Raw genomic sequence first — 17081 nt, 5'->3', positions numbered from 1 at the left:
GGCCATCGGGCCGATTTGCTGGCGCGAAGCGACTGATGAGGCCCGGTGGCCCCGGCCAGTCGACTTCGCGGAAAACGCCAACGGCGTTCTCAAAGGCCAATCACTTGGCCGTTGGCATCACAAATTCTGCACCCTTGCCGATGCTCTCAGGCCAGCGCTGCATGATGGACTTTTGCTTGGTGTAAAAACGCACGCCTTCTTCGCCATACGCGTGCATGTCGCCAAACAGCGAGCGCTTCCAGCCGCCAAAGCCGTGCCAGGCCATGGGCACCGGAATCGGCACGTTGATGCCGACCATGCCCACCTGGATGCGACGTGAAAACTCGCGGGCCACATTGCCGTCACGGGTGAAGCAGCTCACGCCGTTGCCGAACTCGTGGTCGTTGATGATCTGCACCGCGGTGCCAAAGTCGGGCACGCGCACACACGACAACACCGGACCAAAGATTTCTTCCTTGTAAATCTTCATGTCGGTGGTCACGTTGTCAAACAAGGTGCCACCCATCCAGAAGCCATTTTCACAACCGGCACCGGCTTTAGCGCCGTCAAACTCGCGGCCATCGACCAGCAGTTGTGCGCCTTCGGCCACGCCCGCATCGATGTAGCCCTTGATGCGTTGGCGTGCGGCATCGGTCACGATGGGGCCCATCTCGGCGGCCAGGTTTTCGCCATTGAGCACTTGCAGGGCTTTGGTGCGCTCGATCAGCTTGGGCAAGATTTTGTCGGCCACATCGCCCACCAACACGGCCACGCTGATCGCCATGCAGCGCTCGCCCGCCGAGCCGTAGCCTGCACCAATCAACGCGTCCACGGTTTGGTCGATGTCGGCATCGGGCATGACGACCAAGTGGTTTTTTGCGCCGCCCAGGGCTTGCACGCGCTTGCCGTGGTGCGCACCTGTTTCGTAGATGTAATTGGCAATCGGCGTAGAGCCCACAAAGCTGATGGCTTTCACATCGGGGTGTTCCAGCAACGCGTCCACGGCTTCTTTGTCGCCTTGCACGACGTTGAACACGCCGTCGGGCAGACCGGCTTTTTTGAGCAATTCGGCCATGAACAGCGCGGGTGTCGGGTCGGTCGGGCTGGGTTTGAGGATGAAGGTGTTGCCCGCCGCAATGGCGACCGGGAACATCCACATGGGCACCATCACGGGAAAGTTGAAAGGCGTGATGCCTGCGACCACGCCCAAAGGCTGGCGCATCGTCCAGTTGTCGATGCCGGTGGAGACCTGGTCGGTGAAATCGCCCTTGAGCAGCTGTGGGATGCCGGTGGCAAATTCCACGATGTCGATGCCGCGCGAGACTTCGCCCTGCGCGTCGGTGAACACTTTGCCGTGCTCGGCGGTGATCATGTGGGCCAGCTCGTCCTTGTGCTGGTTGAGCAACTCCAGGAACTTGAACATCACGCGGGCGCGGCGCAGCGGCGGGGTGTCGGCCCATGCGGGGAAGGCGGCCTGTGCAGCGGCCACGGCCTTGGCCACTTCGGCGCTGTTGGCCAGCGCGACGCTGCCCGTCACCGCGCCGGTGGCGGGGTTGGTCACGGTTTGGCTGCGGCCCGAAGCGCCTGCGGCGACTTGGCCGCCGATGTAATGACCGATGTTCGTGATGCTCATGGGGTGCTCCTTGTGGCTTGCGCCTGTTGCTCGTGAATTTGTCTTTTGTAGGAGCCCACCCTGTGGGCGATTCCCAGCTGATCAGTCGATCAAAGAATCGCCCACAGGGTGAGCTCCTACATTGCGCATTGCAGTGTAGGCACCCCCGCCACCTCCCGCAATGCCCCAAAACTGAATTGATTGTTCAAAATAGTGAACAATGCTTGCATGGAAGAGCAAAAAATCAACACCCTCTGGACCCACCTTCACTGGCTGAGCGTGCTGGCCCAGCAAGGCAGTTACACCGCCGCTGCTGCCCGGTTGGGCGTGAGCAAGGCCGCCATGAGCCAGCGCATTGCCGAGCTGGAGCGTGCGGCCAAAGTCACGCTGGTGCAGCGCACCACACGCAGCCTGCGCCTGACCGAAGCGGGGCAAAGGCTGGTGGATGACACCCGTGCCTCGTTTGAGCAGATCGAGCAAAGCTTTGCCCAAGTGCGCGATCTGGCCGAGCAGCCCAGTGGCCTGCTGCGCGTGACCGCACCCGTGGCGCTGGCGCGTCAGCAGCTGGTGCCCTTGTTCACCGATTTTTTGAAAAACTTTCCCGATGTGCGGATCGAATTGGACTTATCCGATCGCCTGAGCGCCTTAGCCACCGAAGGCTTTGACCTGGCCATCCGCCACACCGCTCGCCCGCCCGACACCCATGTGGCTTGGGCGCTGTGCGATACCGAGTCGGTGCTGGTGGCTACCCGCGCCTATTTGCGCAAACAAGGTGAGCCAAAGACACCCGCTGACCTGCAAGCCCACAACTGCCTGCATTACCCGCGCTCGCAAGACACGTCGGCCTGGACTTTTGAGCCGCGCCAGCCCTCAGAAGCGGGGGAGCGCATCACCGTGCCCGTGACCGGCAATTTTGCCGCCAACAACAGCGAAGCCCTGCGCGAAGCCGCGCTCATGGGCGCAGGCATCGCCCTCATGCCCGACTTCAGTGCCCAAGCCACCCTGCGCCAAGGCAAGTTGGTGCGCGTGCTGCCCGAGTGGAAGCCTGTCGGTGCGTTTGCTGAAACCATTTATGCCATTCGCCCGTATGCGCCACATGTGCCCCGTGCCGTAGCGGCGTTGGTGGGGCATTTGAGGGTGGGTTTGGCAGGTGGGTTTGGGGTTTGAGCCCAGCGTGTCAAACGCTGAGCTGTATCAGGCCATCAAAAAATCAGGGCTTGCATGCCTTTTGAGGGGGCGGGCTCGATGCGTTGGGTGGATGGCGATGCTGCTCAGTCCGGACCTTGGTCTTTCAGCAGCATCTGACGGGAATACGCCAGAAACTCATCCAGATGCGATTGGATGATGTTGACTGTGATGGGCAGTTGCAGGGTCTGGTATTCGTGCACGGCAATGTTTCGGAAACCGACCATGTGTTTCATGGCTTGAGCCAGTTCGGGTTCGAGCCAGTGGGCGGTGACCAGCAGGGCAAAGACATCGCGTGAGCTTTGTGGCAGACCCAGACTTTCCCTGCGGATGATGTGGTGGCCCATGTCAAGCGCTGCTTCGCAAGCCCGCTGAATGTTCAGGATGGCCGCATCTTGTCTGGTGAAGTTGGTCGCAAAGGTTTTTGGGTCGGCGGTGTACTCTTCCCGCGCGCGGGTAACGCAGCGCTCGATCGTGGCTGCTTTGTTCAGCAAAACGTCATCGGCCATACACGCTTCCTCTTTGTGACACATCACGGATCAAGCCAGCGCGGGCTTCGTTGAGCGCCATTTTTTCGCTGAGCATGGCCGCTTCAAACAAGCCAGCTTGGACATCTTTGCGCCACCAGGCAGTGCCCAGGGTCAGAATTTGGTATTGCATCACGGTGGACGCCGCACGGATGTCCAGCAGATCCACCGGGCAGCCTGCCATGTCTGCCAATGAACCTGACAGATGGAACAGTGTCACGGGGTCCCCATAGCCTTCGAGCAAAACGGCCAGATCGAGGTCGCTGTCAGCGCGCGCGGCTTGCCCTTGATTCTGAATGCGGCTGCCAAAAGCATAGACCGCCAGCAGACCGGGCAGGTTTTGCTGAAGCAGGGCGATCAACGATTCTTTACGCATGTCGGGATTGTGCCTTGACGGCTTTACACCCCTCTTGCCAGCACCGGAAACAGCTTGTGCAGTCCGTCGGCCATGACTTCCACCGCCAGCGCGGCCAAGATCAAACCCATCAGCCGGGTCATGACGTTGATGCCGGTTTTACCCAAAATGCGGGCGATGGGCGTGGCCAGTGAAAAGCACAAGGCCGTGGCCAATGCGATGACCACGCCGTAGCCGACCAAGGTGCCCAGTTGGGCGAAGTTTTTGGCTTTTTCGGCGTAAATCACCACCGTGGACATGGTTGCCGGGCCGGTGAGCAGCGGGATGGTCAGCGGGACCACGGCGATGCTGGCGCCCATGGCCGCTTTGGCTTCGGCGTCGTGCACCTCTTCGGCATTGGCGCGGGCTTCGGCGGGTTGCGCGTTCAGCATCGACAGGGCCGACGTCAGCAGCAGCATGCCACCACCGACTTGGAAGCTGGCCAGCGAGATGCCGAAAAATTCCAGAATTTGCAGGCCCAACAAGGCGCTCGCAGCGATCACCACAAAGGCCGAAAAAGACGACACCCAAATGGTGCGTTGGCGCTGGGCGCGGCTGAAGCCCTGGGTGTAGTGAATGAAGAACGGGACGATCGCCAAGGGGTTGACGATGGCCAGCAGGGTGATGAGTGGTTTGAAATCCATCGCCCGATTGTGCCCCGCCTCAGGCGGCCGGGGCGCGGCGCCTGAACATGCCCCAGCCGTCCATGTGCAGCACTTTGTCGCCGTGTTGGTTGAACATTTCCCACAGATTGCGCGTCATGCCCACGTCGGGGCGTTTGCCCATGGGTTTGGTCTCGAGCAGGGTGGATTGCAAGCGCAAGGTGTCGCCCGGGTAAACGGGTTTGAGCCATTTGATGTTTTCGAGGCCAGGCGAGCCCAGGCTGGATGTCTCGTGCAAAAAGTTCGTCACCATCAGCCGCATGGCCATCGAGCAGGTGTGCCAGCCGCTGGCCGACAGGGCACCAAACACCGAGGCTTTGGCGGCTTCGTCGTCCAGGTGAAAGGGTTGAGGGTCGAACTGGTTGGCAAAAGCGATGATCTCTTCGCGTGTGGGCGTGATGGTGCCCAGATCGCGCACTTGGCCAACGGCAAAGTCTTCCCAGTAATACGTGATGTGTTTGGGCGTGTGTGGCATCAGCGGCCTCCGGAAACGTCCAAGAAACTCATGGTGGTGTAGCTGGCGCTGTCACTCAGCAACCAGACAATCGCCTCGGCCACCTCTTCGGCCGTGCCGCCGCGTTGGGCGGGCACCAGGTGTTGCAGGTCTTTCACGCGGTTGGGCAGGCCGCCCGAAGCGTGGATGTCGGTCTCGATCAGGCCCGGGCGCACCGCATTGACGCGGATGCCCTCGCCCGCCACTTCTTTGGACAAGCCGATGGTGAAGGCGTCGATCGCGCCTTTCGCGGCGGCGTAGTCCACGTACTGGCCGGGTGAGCCCAATCGCGCCGCAGCGCTGGACACGTTGACGATGCTGCCGCCTTCGCCGCCATGGCGTGTGCTCATGCGGCGCACCGCTTCGCGGGCGCAGATCAGGCTGCCGATGACGTTGATGTCGAACATGCGTTTCCATCGGGCCACGCTCATCTCGTCCACGCGGGCAGAGGCATCGACCACGCCCGCGTTGTTGACCAGCCCGGTCAGTCGGCCCATCTTGGCGTCGATGTGCGCGAACATGCGCAGCACCTGTGCTTCGTCGGCCACATCGGCCTGCACCGACATGGCTTGCCCGCCCGATGCGCGAATTTGGCGCACCACTTCATCGGCGGCCAGCGAGTTGGCGGTGTAGTTCACGGCCACCGACCAGCCTTTTTGGGCTGCCAGCAGAGCCGTTGCGGCCCCGATACCTCTGCTGCTGCCGGTCACCAACAAGACCTTGTTCATCGTGTGTCTCCTGCAAAAATCGCGCACTGCGGTTACAACCGCTGACTCGTTCAAATATTAGACAACACACAAGGAGACAGCATGGGTCGCACAGTGGACTATTACTTCGCCCCGCAAAGCCCCTGGGCTTATTTGGGCCACCAGCGGCTGGCTGACATCGTGCAGCGCACTGGCGCCACCGTGCGCGTGATGCCGATCGATTTGGGTGGCAAGGTGTTTCCGATTTCGGGGGGCTTGCCTTTGGGCCAACGTGCGCCCCAGCGTCTGGCCTATCGCTTGGTGGAGTTGCAGCGCTTTAGCCAGCACTTGAACGTGCCATTGAACCTGAAGCCCAAATACTTTCCGGTCGGCGGCGATGACGCAGCCCGCCTGATCATCGCGGCTGACATCGCGCAAGGTGCCGCGGCGGCCATGGCGATTGCCGGGGCGATTTTGGCGGCCTGCTGGGCGCAAGAGCGCAATATGGCCGACGACAAGGTGCTGGCCGAGTTGCTCAGCGAGCAGGGTTTGCCGGCCCAGTTGATGGACGCTTCGCGCAGCCAGGCGGTGCAAGAGCGCTATGAAGCCTGCACCCAAGCGGCCATTGATGCCGGGGTGTTTGGTGCGCCCAGTTACGGGGTCGATGGCGAACTTTTCTGGGGCCAGGACAGACTCGACTTTGTCGAGCGTGCGCTGGCCCGCTGAGCCGTCAATGTATTTTTGTGCCACTTGAATTTGCAACACATGCGAAGGAAAAACCATGGGAACGATGATTGAACTCCAGGCTGCCGATGGCACGCGTGTGCCCGCCTACGAAGCCCGCCCAGCAGGTACGCCCAAAGGGGCGGTGGTGGTGATTCAGGAGATTTTTGGCGTCAACAGCCACATCCGTGCTGTGGCCGACGGCTATGCCGCCGAGGGCTATCTGGCCGTGGCGCCGGCCGCGTTTCACCGCGTCAAGCCCGGTGTGGAGCTCGGTTATGCCGAGGCCGACATGGGCGAGGGCTTTGGCTACAAAACGGTGGTAGAGGCTTTGCCCGCATCTGGCGTGATGCAAGACATCCAGGCGGCCATCGACCATGCAGCGCAGGCGTCTGCAGGCAAGGTGGGCATCGTGGGCTATTGCTGGGGCGGTTTGCTGACTTGGCGTTCAGCTTGCATGCTGACGGGCCTGAGTGCGGCCGCGCCGTATTACGGCGGTGGCATGACGACCGAATCCGAAATCGCCCGCCAGCCGAAAGTGCCGGTGCTGGCGCACTTTGCCGAAGACGACAAGTGGATTCCACTGGACACGGTCGAGGCTTTCAAGAAAGCCCATCCTGAAGTGGCCCTTCATACCTATGCGGCGCACCACGGTTTCAATTGCGATCAGCGCGGCGCATGGCACGCACCATCGGCCCAGCTGGCCCGTGAGCGGACCTTGGCGTTCTTTGCCAAACACCTGGCCTGAACCGGGCGACGCTGTGACGCCGGACGCCACAGCTTTGCGCCATCCCAGCTTCTGATGTCGCACTCGCTCCTCTTGTCATGCCCGCGCATGCGGGTATCCATTCTGGGCGAAGGCAGTAGGCATAGACCCCCGATCGGGTCGGGGGTGACAAATGTCTGTCATGCCCGCGCATGCGGGTATCCATGGTGGACGAAGGCAGAAGGCATAGACCCCCGATCAGGTCTGGGGTGACAAATGTCTGTCATGCCCGCGCATGCGGGTATCCATGGTGGACGAAGGCAGAAGGCATAGACCCCCGATCGGGTCGGGGGTGACAAATGTCTGTCATGCCCGCGCATGCGGGTATCCATGGTGGGCGAAGGCAGAAGGCATAGACCCCCGATCGGGTCGGGGGTGACAAAGGTAGTTGAAGTACGCGGCAAAAGAGCCAACTGTGCCCGGGGCGAAAAAAGCGGATCGAGCCAGGGTGATGGCCCAAGGATGCTCAGTGCTTATTCGCCGGTCCTTGCCAGGTAGCGCTTGCGCCAAAACACCAGGCCCATGACCAGCGCGATGGTGCCCATGCTGCCCAATGTCCACCAAAAGCCCGAGGCCTGGTGCAGCCAAGGCATGAACTCGAAGTTCATGCCGAAGATGCCTGCGATCAGGTTCAGGGGCAAAAAGATCGCGGTCAGCGCGGTCAGGGTGCGCATGATGTCGTTGGTCCTGTTGCTCTGCACGTTGAAGTGCATTTGCACAGCGGTCTCGGTGTTGTGCTCTAGCCGGCGCACATGTTGCACCACCCGGTCGATGTGTTCCAGCACGTCGCGGCTGCGGATCTTGAGCAGTTCATGCTCCCGTTCGGCCGCGCTGTCTTGGCTCACACCCCAGGTGTCCAGCGACTCGGTCCACGTTTGCACGGCGGTGTGTTGGTCGTCGCACAGGGCTTCGAGTTGGTGCAGTGCCAGTCGCGCTTGCAGCAGCGCGTCCCAACGGTTAAAGCGCGTGCGTGGGTTGAGCAGTTCGGCTTGCCAGTGGTCCAGTTGGCGGCTCAGTTCGCGGCGCAAGTCCAGGTAACTGTCGACCATGTGGCTGATGATGCGCAGCATCATGTCGGCCGGGCTGGCGGGTACGCCCCGTGCGCCTGCCGAGCGCAAATCGGCTGTTTCGGTGGTTTGCGCAGAGGCGTGTGTGTCGGCCAGCAAGCGGCTGGCGTAGGCTTCCCGCACGGCGCAGTCGGTGGGGTGAACGCTCAGCAGAACCCGGTCAAACACGGCAAAGCCGACAGGGCTCGTGTCGATGCGGTTCAGCACGGGTGGGCCAGGGCGTTTGCCTTGAGCGCCCATGCCCGCTGCATCGGGGCTGCGTTGAGCCAGCCGCCTGAACACCATCAGGTCGTAGTGCGAACTGTAGTCAAAACGCGAGGGCAGCTGGGGGTTCAGCAGGTCAGACACATGCAAGTCCACCAGGCCGCGCCCGGTGAGTTGTTCGAGTGTGTTTTGAATCGATGCCAACTCGGTCTGAAACCACTCGCGTGAGCAAGCGATCCAGACAAAGCCGTTTTCAGGCAAAGCTTGCGGCAGGTCGCGCCCGTCGTGAACCTGTGTACCGGAGACGCTAAAAACCCGCATGGACGGGCTCAGCCTTGGCGGATCAAACGGGCCGCGTCGCGTGCGAAGTAGGTCAGCACGCCGTCGGCGCCCGCCCGCTTGAAGGCCAGCAGGCTTTCCATCATGACCAAGTCGTGGTCCAGCCAACCGTTTTGCGCGGCCGCTTTGAGCATGGCGTATTCGCCCGACACTTGGTAGGCAAAGGTGGGCACCTTGAATTCGTCTTTCACGCGGCGCACGATGTCCAGATAAGGCATGCCGGGTTTGACCATGACCATGTCAGCACCCTCGGCCAGGTCCATGGCCACTTCGCGCAGGGCTTCGTCGCTGTTGCCCGGGTCCATTTGGTAGACCTTTTTGTTGCTCTTGCCCAAGTTGCCTGCCGAGCCCACCGCGTCGCGGAAGGGGCCATAAAAGGCGCTGGCGTACTTGGCGCTGTAGGCCATGATGCGGGTGTGGATCAGGCCGCGCGCTTCGAGCGCCTGACGGATCGCGCCGATGCGCCCGTCCATCATGTCGCTGGGCGCCACCATGTCCACGCCAGCTTCGGCTTGTGTCAGGGCTTGCTGCACCAGCACGGCGGTGGTTTCGTCGTTCAGGATGTAGCCGGTTTCGTCCAGCAAGCCGTCTTGGCCGTGGCTGGTGAAAGGGTCCAGCGCCACGTCGGTCATCACGCCCAGTTCGGGAAAGCGTTTCTTGAGCTCACGCACCACACGCGGCACCAGGCCATCCGGGTTCATGGCTTCTTGGCCTGTGGGGTCTTTGAGGTTGGCGTCGATCACCGGGAACAGCGCCATGACCGGGATGCCCAGCTTGACGCAGTCTTCGGCCACCGGCAACAGCAGGTCCAGGCTCAGGCGTTCGACGCCGGGCATGGAGCCCACGGGCTGGCGCTGGTTCTGGCCGTCCAGCACAAACACCGGGTAAATCAGGTCGTGCGGCGTGACCTGGTGTTCGCGCACCAGATTGCGGGTGAATTCGTCACGGCGCAGGCGGCGTGGGCGGCTCAAGGGGAAAGGTGCAACGGGGTTCATGTTGAAAATTGTGCCTGAAGTCCAGGCCAAGCCAAAAGAGGTCTGTTCGCCAGCGCTGGGGTCAGGGCTTACAAGCGACAAATAGCAAAAACAACATAAAAACCAAAATTGAACTTGTTAATGGTTTTGTTATTTGATAAATTAAACCTCGGACAGCTTGCTGTCTCCCGCTTTTCCTCCCTGAGCGGGGCCTTGATGCGGTAACGCGTAAGGGCTTGCCACCCTCGGCCTCTGGCCGGGGGTTTTTTTTGCTCATTGCACCCAGTTTGTGCCCTGCCGGCGCGGTCTGACTACACTTGCACCATGCTCTGGATCAAAGCCCTTCACATTGTCTTCATCGCCAGCTGGTTTGCCGGCTTGTTTTATTTGCCGCGCATCTTTGTCAATCTGGCCATGGTGGAACCTGGTTCGGTGGCTGAGCGGGCGCGCTTGCTGCTGATGGCGCGCAAGCTTTATCGCTTCATGACCATTTTGGCGATCCCGGCATTGGCGCTGGGTTTGTGGCTGTGGCTTTATTACGGTATTGGCCGAGGCCCCGGACAGGGCTGGATGCATGCCAAATTGGCCATTGTGGTGGCCTTGATGGGGTACCACCATGGCTGCGGTATTTTGTTGCGCAAGTTCGAAAACGGTCAGATGCAGCGCAGCCATGTCTGGTTTCGCTGGTTCAATGAAGCCCCTGTCCTGATGATGCTGGCGGCGGTCATTTTGGTGGTGGTCAAGCCGTTTTAAGGGTCGGCATGCGCACAACCCACTTGCGCAAAACGGCCGCCTGGCCTTTGGTTTGGATTTACGCGATCCTGATCGTCTATGCCAGCCTGTACCCTTTTGACAATTGGCGCGTTCAAGGCATCGCCCCCTGGGCTTTTCTGACCGCGCCTTTGCCGCGCTACTGGACGGGGTTTGATGTCTTGTCCAACGTGGTGGGCTATGCGCCACTCGGCTTTTTGCTGGCTTTGGCGCTGCACCGAACGCACCGCAACTGGCCCGCGATCGCATTGACCACCTTGGTCGCTGCGGCGCTGTCCTTGACGATGGAGTCTTTGCAAATGTTTTTGCCGGTGCGTGTGCCCTCCAATGTGGACGCAGCGCTGAACATTTTGGGGGCTTTGGCCGGGGCCGCTACCGCGCGTGCGTTGGAATGGGTGGGTTTGCTGGACCGCTGGAGCCGGTTTCGTGACCGTTGGTTTGTGCCCGATGCCAGCGGTGCGCTGGCTTTGCTGGCCGTGTGGCCCTTTGCGTTGTTGTTTCCGGCACCCGTGACCTTGGGTTTGGGCCAGGTGTTGGAGCGGGTGGAGGCGGCTTTGGCCCACGTGCTGGAAGACTCCACCTTGCTGGAATGGTTGCCTTTGCGTGAGGTGGAGCTGCAGCCTTTGTTGCCCATCAGCGAAATCCTGTGTGTCGCCATCGGCTTGCTGCTGCCCTGCTTGTTGGCCTTTGGGGTGCTGCGTGAATGGCGTCAACGCATCATCGCGGCGGTGCTGTTGGTGTTGGTGGGCTTCATGGCCAGCGCCTTGTCGGCTGCGCTCACTTATGGGCCAGCGCACGCCTGGGACTGGGTCAGCACCGAGGTGTTGGCGGGCTTGGTGTTGGCGACAGTAGGCATCGTGGGGATGTCTTTTAGCCCAGCGCGGGTCGGCTGGGTACTGGCACTGGCCGCCTTGGTGTGGCAGCTCAGCTTGCTCAACAACGCTTCGGCTGATGCTTACTTTGCCTTGACCTTGCAGACTTGGGAGCAAGGCCAGTTCATTCGTTTTCATGGCCTCATTCAGTGGCTGGGATGGTTGTGGCCTTATGCCTTGCTGCTGTATTTGGTCAACCGTTTATCGTCGTCCAGCCTTGCGGCCGATGCGTGATCAGGTCCCGACCTAAAATTCGGGCATGACCATTGAAAATTCCAGCCCCTACTTCAAGCAGCACATCTTTTTTTGCCTGAATGAGCGCAAAAACAACGAGGCCTGCTGTGCCCAGCAAGGCGCTCAAGCCGCCTTTGACCACTGCAAAAACCGAATCAAGGAATTGGGGCTGTCCGGGCCGGGCCAGGTGCGCGTCAACAAGGCCGGTTGCCTGGACCGTTGTTCAGGTGGCCCTGTGGCAGTGGTCTACCCAGAAGGCGTTTGGTACACCTACGTGGACAATGCCGACATCGACGAAATCGTCGAGTCGCATTTGAAGAATGGCCAGGTCGTTGAGCGGCTGCTCACGCCAGCACACCTGGGGCGCTGATGAACGCCGCCACCCAGTCCTTGACATTGCAAGGGTCGGCCGGGGTCATTGAGGCCTTGCTCGACACACCTTCTGGCGGTGTCTTCAAAGGCACGGCGGTTATTGCGCACCCGCACCCCTTGTTTGGCGGCACGATGCAAAACAAAGTGGTACAAACTTTGGCCCGGGCATTCGTGCAGTGCGGCTGGCAGGCTGTGCGGTTCAATTTTCGGGGCGTGGGTGCCAGTGCCGGCACGTACGATGAAGGCCTTGGCGAAGCCGCCGATATGCTGTCCGTGATCGAGCAAGTGGCCCCCGCTGGCTCATTGGCCTTGGCCGGTTTTTCCTTTGGTGCTTTTGTCACCAGCCATGTGGCCCAGACCGTGGCACCTGTACGCAGTCTGGACAAGCTGGTGCTGGTGGGAACGGCGGCTTCGCGTTTTGCAGTCGCTCCGGTCGCCCCCGACTTGCACGAGCAAACCTTGGTGTTGCATGGCGAGCAAGACGATACGGTGCCGCTGACCAGCGTGCTGGACTGGGCCAGGCCCCAATACCTGCCCGTCACGGTGATTCCGGGTGTCGAGCATTTCTTTCACGGCCAATTGCCACTGCTCAGAAGCTTGGTGGCGCGCCACCTTCGCACCTGATTCCAGCCCGCCCCTGAACAGAGGGCACGACGAAAAGACAGCCATGAGCGCAACATTGAAAACCCTGACCATGATCTTCTGGGGGGCCCTCGCTTTGAGTGCCCAGGCGCAAATGCCCCAGCCTCCCGAAGTGGCAGCCAAAGCCTATTTGCTGATCGATGTCACGGCCAACCAGGTGTTGGCGGCCAAAGACCCGGACATGGCGGTCGAGCCGGCATCGCTGACGAAGTTGATGACGGCTTATCTGGTGTTCGACGCCCTGAAGTCACGCAAAATTGACCTCAAACAAACGCTGCCGGTCTCGGAGAGGGCCTGGAAGATGCCGGGTTCTCGCATGTTCATCGACCCCAAAATGAGGGTGCCTGTCGAAGACCTGATCAAAGGCATGGTTGTTCAGTCGGGCAACGATGCCACAGTGGCTTTGGCCGAAGGGGTGGGCGGCAGTGTCGAGCGTTTTGTTCAGATGATGAACGACCAGGCCAGAGTTTTGGGCATGAAAAACTCCAGTTACCGCAATCCTGAGGGCTTGCCGGAGACGGGACACACCACCACAGCGCGTGACTTGGGGGTTTTGGCCGCCCGTTTGATGAGGGACTTTCCGGAGTTTGTTCCTTATTACGCCATCAAGAAGTACCGTTATGAAGGCACGCCCGCTGCCAATGACAGCAACCGCAATTTGCTGTTGTTCCGAGACCCCTCTGTCGACGGCCTGAAAACAGGGCAAACCAATTCAGCGGGTTATTGTTTGGTGGCTACCGCCAAGCGAGATTTCGCCAATATCGGCTCGCGCCGTCTTTTGTCGGTTGTTTTGGGCGCGGACAGTGAAAACGCCCGTGCCAACGAAAGCCAGAAGCTGCTGAACTGGGGTTACACCGCTTTTGACGCGGTCAAACTCTTTGAAGCCGGGCAGCCGGTGTTGAGTCCTGTGGTCTGGAAGGGCAAGACGCCCGTGTTGAAGCTGGGGTCTTTTCAGCCCTTGATTGTGTCAGTGCCTGCAGGCACCGCTGCGCAAATCAAAACCCAAGTGGCCCGTCCGGACCCCTTGGTGGCACCTTTCAGCAAAGGGCAGTCCGTGGGCTCACTGAAAGTATTGCGCGGGGACCAACCCTTGTTCGAAGTCCCCTTGGTGGCGCTTGAGGCGGTGGAACAAGCGGGCGTCTTGGGGCGGGCATGGGATGCTCTGCGCTTGTGGATCAAGTGACGGCGGGCCGCTTGGCCTGGCCGATTTACCGATAATTTGCCACCAGCCCGCCAGGCGGTTATACTGGCGGGCTTTTCCGCTTTTGGGGCGGAGAAGTTTCTTTTGTCAAATTCAAACGTTTAGGGACGTTACAAACAATGCCAACCATCAATCAATTGGTGCGTCAGGGGCGCGAGGTCGAAACGATCAAGTCCAAAAGCCCTGCGATGCAAAACTCTCCACAGCGTCGTGGTGTCTGCACCCGTGTGTACACCACAACGCCTAAAAAGCCTAACTCCGCTCTGCGTAAAGTTGCCAAAGTGCGCTTGACCAACGGTTTTGAGGTCATCTCCTACATCGGCGGTGAAGGCCACAACCTGCAAGAGCACTCTGTTGTTCTGGTGCGCGGTGGTCGTGTCAAAGACTTGCCAGGTGTGCGTTACCACATTGTTCGTGGTTCGCTCGACTTGCAAGGCGTGAAAGACCGCAAGCAGTCTCGCTCCAAGTACGGCGCGAAGAAGCCAAAGGCCAAGTAAGCCCTTTCGGGTTGAAATTTTTCGGTGCTGTTTCCCGCGTGGCGCGGTGATTCAGCGAAGTGACCCGAAGCCCGGAATTGTCCTGGTGGGTCGAGTAAGTGAGTTGTTTTGAATAACGCTCGCGGTGTCTGAAAAGACGCCAACTGAAGCAATATGAGGTGAAATATGCCACGTCGTCGCGAAGTCCCTAAACGTGAAATCCTGCCGGATCCCAAGTTCGGTAATGTCGAATTGTCCAAGTTCATGAACGTGATCATGGAAGGCGGCAAAAAAGCTGTTGCCGAGCGCATCATTTATGGTGCCCTCGAAAACATGGAAAAGAAAACAGGCAAAGACCCTGTGGAACTCTTCTCCATCGCTATCAACAACGTCAAGCCCATGGTGGAAGTGAAATCCCGCCGCGTGGGTGGTGCGAACTACCAGGTGCCTGTCGAAGTGCGCCCTGTTCGCCGCTTGGCCCTGTCGATGCGCTGGATCAAGGAAGCCGCTCGCAAGCGCGGTGAGAAGTCCATGGCTCTGCGTTTGGCCAACGAGTTGCTCGAAGCCAACGAAGGCCGTGGCGGTGCCATGAAAAAGCGTGACGAAGTTCACCGCATGGCCGAAGCCAACAAGGCGTTCTCGCACTTCCGCTTCTGATGCACAAGGGTTTCACAAAGAAGCCCGACACTGCCAGAAGCCAGCCCGCTGGCCCCATAAGGGGTGGCGGGCTTTAGTACATCATCATCGGAGAAATTTATGGCTCGCATCACCCCCATCGAGCGGTACCGCAACATTGGCATCTCGGCGCACATTGACGCCGGTAAGACCACCACGACTGAACGTATTCTTTTTTATACCGGCGTGAACCACAAAATTGGTGAAGTGCACGACGGTGCTGCCACCATGGACTGGATGGAGCAAGAGCAAGAGCGTGGCATCACGATCACTTCTGCTGCGACCACCTGTTTCTGGAAGGGCATGGACGGCTCTTTCGAAGACCACCGCATCAACATCATCGACACCCCCGGCCACGTTGACTTCACGATTGAAGTTGAGCGTTCCATGCGTGTTCTGGACGGTGCTTGCATGGTTTACTGTGCTGTGGGTGGCGTGCAGCCCCAGTCTGAAACCGTGTGGCGTCAGGCTAACAAATACAAAGTGCCACGTTTGGCCTTTGTGAACAAGATGGACCGTACCGGTGCCAACTTCTTCAAAGTCGTCGAGCAAATGAAGTTGCGCCTGAAGGCCAACCCTGTGCCAATCGTGATCCCAATCGGCGCTGAAGAAAACTTCACTGGCGTGGTTGACCTGCGCAAGATGAAAGCCATCATCTGGGACGAGGCTTCTCAGGGCATGAAGTTCACTTTTGAAGAGATCCCGGCCGACCTGGTCGAGGTGGCTAAAGAGTGGCGCGAGAAAATGGTTGAAGCTGCGGCTGAAGCCTCTGAAGAACTGATGAACAAGTACCTTGAAGAAGGCGACTTGACAGAAGAAGAAATCACGCAAGGTCTGCGCGTTCGCACCATCAACAGCGAAATCCAGCCCATGTTGTGCGGCACGGCCTTCAAGAACAAAGGCGTTCAGCGCATGCTGGATGCGGTTCTCGAGTTGATGCCTTCGCCATTGGATGTGAAAGCCATTAAAGGCTTTGACGAAGACGAAAAAGAAATCATCCGCAAAGCCGACGACAACGAAAAGTTTTCTGCGCTGGCTTTCAAGTTGATGACCGATCCGTTTGTGGGTCAATTGACTTTCGTGCGCGTGTATTCCGGCGTGCTCAAAAAAGGCGACACCGTGTTCAACTCGGTGCGCGGCAAGAAAGAGCGCATTGGCCGTATCGTTCAGATGCACGCCAACAACCGTGAAGAAGTCGATGAAATCCGTGCGGGCGACATCGCTGCTTGCGTGGGCTTGAAAGACGTGACCACAGGCGAAACCTTGTGCGATCCAAACGCAGTCATCACATTGGAACGCATGGTGTTCCCTGACTCGGTGATTCGCCAGGCTGTGGAACCAAAGACCAAAGCCGACCAGGAAAAAATGGGCATCGCTTTGTCCCGTCTGGCTGCCGAAGATCCATCTTTCCGCGTGCAAACCGACGAAGAATCGGGTCAGACCATCATTGGTGGCCAGGGCGAATTGCACCTGGAAATCATCGTGGACCGCATGAAGCGCGAATTCGGTGTGGAAGCCAACGTGGGCAAGCCTCAAGTGGCTTACCGCGAAACCATCCGCAAGACCGTCGAAGAAGCCGAAGGCAAGTTCGTGCGTCAGTCCGGTGGTAAGGGCCAGTATGGTCACGTGGTTCTGAAGGTTGAGCCTCAAGAGCCAGGTAAGGGCTTTGAATTCGTCGACGCCATCAAGGGCGGTGTGGTTCCTCGCGAATACATCCCTGCAGTGGAAAAAGGCGTGATCGAAGCTTTGGGCCAAGGCGTGTTGGCTGGCTACCCGGTCGTTGACGTCAAAGTCACACTGCACTTCGGTTCGTACCACGATGTGGACTCGAACGAAATGGCCTTTAAGATGGCCGCCATCTTTGGTTTCAAAGAAGGTTGCCGTAAAGCTCAGCCCGTGATTCTGGAGCCCATGATGGCTGTGGAAGTCGAAACACCTGAAGACTACGCTGGTAACGTGATGGGCGACTTGTCCTCACGCCGAGGCATGGTCCAGGGTATGGACGACATGGTCGGTGGCGGCAAGGCCATCAAGGCCGAAGTGCCATTGTCCGAAATGTTTGGTTACTCGACCACATTGCGCTCCATGTCGCAAGGCCGTGCAACGTACACGATGGAATTCAAGCACTACGCTGAAGCCCCACGTAACGTGGCCGAGGCCATCGTCGCTTCACGCGCAAAATAAAAACCTGTGTGTCGGACCAAATTCGCTCCAGCGAATTTGCCCG

The 17081-nt window shown here is 59.5% G+C and carries 19 protein-coding genes; 11 read left to right on the top strand and 8 right to left on the bottom strand.

Annotation, left to right across the window (positions count from 1 at the left end; translation table 11 throughout):
- Positions 1-100: 100 nt before the first annotated feature.
- Positions 101-1612 carry a CoA-acylating methylmalonate-semialdehyde dehydrogenase gene (locus ACZ5RG_RS13655; RefSeq protein WP_464447334.1) on the bottom strand — a complete coding sequence of 504 codons (1512 nt, stop codon included), beginning with the start codon at positions 1610-1612 and terminating at the stop codon, positions 101-103.
- Positions 1613-1819: 207 nt separating this feature from the next.
- Between ACZ5RG_RS13655 and ACZ5RG_RS13650 the strand changes: the two genes are divergently transcribed.
- A complete protein-coding gene (locus tag ACZ5RG_RS13650; RefSeq protein WP_464447333.1) occupies positions 1820-2758 on the top strand; it encodes a LysR family transcriptional regulator in 939 nt (312 codons plus the stop codon).
- A 104-nt stretch (positions 2759-2862) separates the two neighbouring features.
- Here ACZ5RG_RS13650 and hepT read toward each other — a convergent pair whose 3' ends face one another.
- From hepT to ACZ5RG_RS13625, 5 genes are read right to left on the bottom strand one after another with little or no spacing between them, the layout of a single operon-like run.
- Positions 2863-3285 (bottom strand): type VII toxin-antitoxin system HepT family RNase toxin, encoded by a 423-nt coding sequence (gene hepT / locus ACZ5RG_RS13645; protein WP_464447332.1) that lies wholly within the window; start codon positions 3283-3285, stop codon positions 2863-2865.
- On the bottom strand, positions 3275-3679 hold the full coding sequence (gene mntA / locus ACZ5RG_RS13640; protein WP_298602802.1) for a type VII toxin-antitoxin system MntA family adenylyltransferase antitoxin: 405 nt from the start codon (positions 3677-3679) through the stop codon (positions 3275-3277). Before mntA ends, hepT begins: the two co-directional genes overlap by 11 nt.
- Positions 3680-3702: 23 nt before the next feature.
- The gene (locus ACZ5RG_RS13635) at positions 3703-4341 is read right to left on the bottom strand and encodes a MarC family protein (RefSeq protein WP_298602805.1); all 639 of its coding nucleotides are present in this window, start codon (positions 4339-4341) and stop codon (positions 3703-3705) included.
- Between the two features lie 19 nt (positions 4342-4360).
- Positions 4361-4834, bottom strand: a complete 474-nt coding sequence (locus ACZ5RG_RS13630) for a MaoC family dehydratase (protein ID WP_298602808.1) — start codon at positions 4832-4834, stop codon at positions 4361-4363.
- A complete protein-coding gene (locus tag ACZ5RG_RS13625) occupies positions 4834-5580 on the bottom strand; it encodes an SDR family oxidoreductase (RefSeq protein WP_464447331.1) in 747 nt (248 codons plus the stop codon). Before ACZ5RG_RS13625 ends, ACZ5RG_RS13630 begins: the two co-directional genes overlap by 1 nt.
- 81 nt (positions 5581-5661) lie before the next feature.
- On the opposite strand from ACZ5RG_RS13625, the gene ACZ5RG_RS13620 reads away from it, so the two are divergent.
- Both ACZ5RG_RS13620 and ACZ5RG_RS13615 read left to right on the top strand, forming a co-directional pair.
- Positions 5662-6264 carry a 2-hydroxychromene-2-carboxylate isomerase gene (locus ACZ5RG_RS13620; protein ID WP_312259891.1) on the top strand — a complete coding sequence of 201 codons (603 nt, stop codon included), beginning with the start codon at positions 5662-5664 and terminating at the stop codon, positions 6262-6264.
- Between the two features lie 55 nt (positions 6265-6319).
- Positions 6320-7009 carry a dienelactone hydrolase family protein gene (locus tag ACZ5RG_RS13615; protein ID WP_464447330.1) on the top strand — a complete coding sequence of 230 codons (690 nt, stop codon included), beginning with the start codon at positions 6320-6322 and terminating at the stop codon, positions 7007-7009.
- Between the two features lie 491 nt (positions 7010-7500).
- Here ACZ5RG_RS13615 and ACZ5RG_RS13610 read toward each other — a convergent pair whose 3' ends face one another.
- Both ACZ5RG_RS13610 and hemB read right to left on the bottom strand, forming a co-directional pair.
- Positions 7501-8619: a magnesium transporter CorA family protein gene (locus ACZ5RG_RS13610; RefSeq protein WP_464447329.1), complete on the bottom strand. Its 1119-nt coding sequence runs from the start codon at positions 8617-8619 to the stop codon at positions 7501-7503.
- 8 nt (positions 8620-8627) lie between these two features.
- Positions 8628-9632, bottom strand: coding sequence for a porphobilinogen synthase (gene hemB, locus ACZ5RG_RS13605; RefSeq protein WP_464447328.1), 1005 nt, complete (start codon positions 9630-9632; stop codon positions 8628-8630).
- A 303-nt stretch (positions 9633-9935) separates the two neighbouring features.
- Between hemB and ACZ5RG_RS13600 the strand changes: the two genes are divergently transcribed.
- From ACZ5RG_RS13600 to fusA, 8 genes are all read left to right on the top strand, one after another.
- Positions 9936-10364, top strand: coding sequence for a CopD family protein (locus ACZ5RG_RS13600; protein ID WP_026036811.1), 429 nt, complete (start codon positions 9936-9938; stop codon positions 10362-10364).
- 8 nt (positions 10365-10372) lie between these two features.
- Positions 10373-11488 carry a VanZ family protein gene (locus ACZ5RG_RS13595; protein ID WP_464447327.1) on the top strand — a complete coding sequence of 372 codons (1116 nt, stop codon included), beginning with the start codon at positions 10373-10375 and terminating at the stop codon, positions 11486-11488.
- A 25-nt stretch (positions 11489-11513) separates the two neighbouring features.
- Positions 11514-11858 (top strand): (2Fe-2S) ferredoxin domain-containing protein, encoded by a 345-nt coding sequence (locus ACZ5RG_RS13590; RefSeq protein WP_298602831.1) that lies wholly within the window; start codon positions 11514-11516, stop codon positions 11856-11858.
- Positions 11858-12484, top strand: coding sequence for an alpha/beta hydrolase (locus ACZ5RG_RS13585; protein ID WP_464447326.1), 627 nt, complete (start codon positions 11858-11860; stop codon positions 12482-12484). Before ACZ5RG_RS13590 ends, ACZ5RG_RS13585 begins: the two co-directional genes overlap by 1 nt.
- 43 nt (positions 12485-12527) lie before the next feature.
- Positions 12528-13685 carry a D-alanyl-D-alanine carboxypeptidase family protein gene (locus ACZ5RG_RS13580; RefSeq protein WP_315236221.1) on the top strand — a complete coding sequence of 386 codons (1158 nt, stop codon included), beginning with the start codon at positions 12528-12530 and terminating at the stop codon, positions 13683-13685.
- Positions 13686-13822: 137 nt separating this feature from the next.
- Positions 13823-14200 (top strand): 30S ribosomal protein S12, encoded by a 378-nt coding sequence (gene rpsL / locus ACZ5RG_RS13575; protein ID WP_011466063.1) that lies wholly within the window; start codon positions 13823-13825, stop codon positions 14198-14200.
- A 165-nt stretch (positions 14201-14365) separates the two neighbouring features.
- Positions 14366-14836 (top strand): 30S ribosomal protein S7, encoded by a 471-nt coding sequence (gene rpsG, locus ACZ5RG_RS13570; RefSeq protein ID WP_019426275.1) that lies wholly within the window; start codon positions 14366-14368, stop codon positions 14834-14836.
- A 99-nt stretch (positions 14837-14935) separates the two neighbouring features.
- The gene (fusA, locus tag ACZ5RG_RS13565) at positions 14936-17038 is read left to right on the top strand and encodes an elongation factor G (protein WP_019430865.1); all 2103 of its coding nucleotides are present in this window, start codon (positions 14936-14938) and stop codon (positions 17036-17038) included.
- Positions 17039-17081 lie beyond the last annotated feature (43 nt).

Source organism: Limnohabitans sp. TEGF005 (assembly GCF_055394835.1).
The sequence above is the reverse complement of the archived record's forward strand: the minus strand, read 5'-3'. Positions and strand labels throughout refer to the sequence as shown.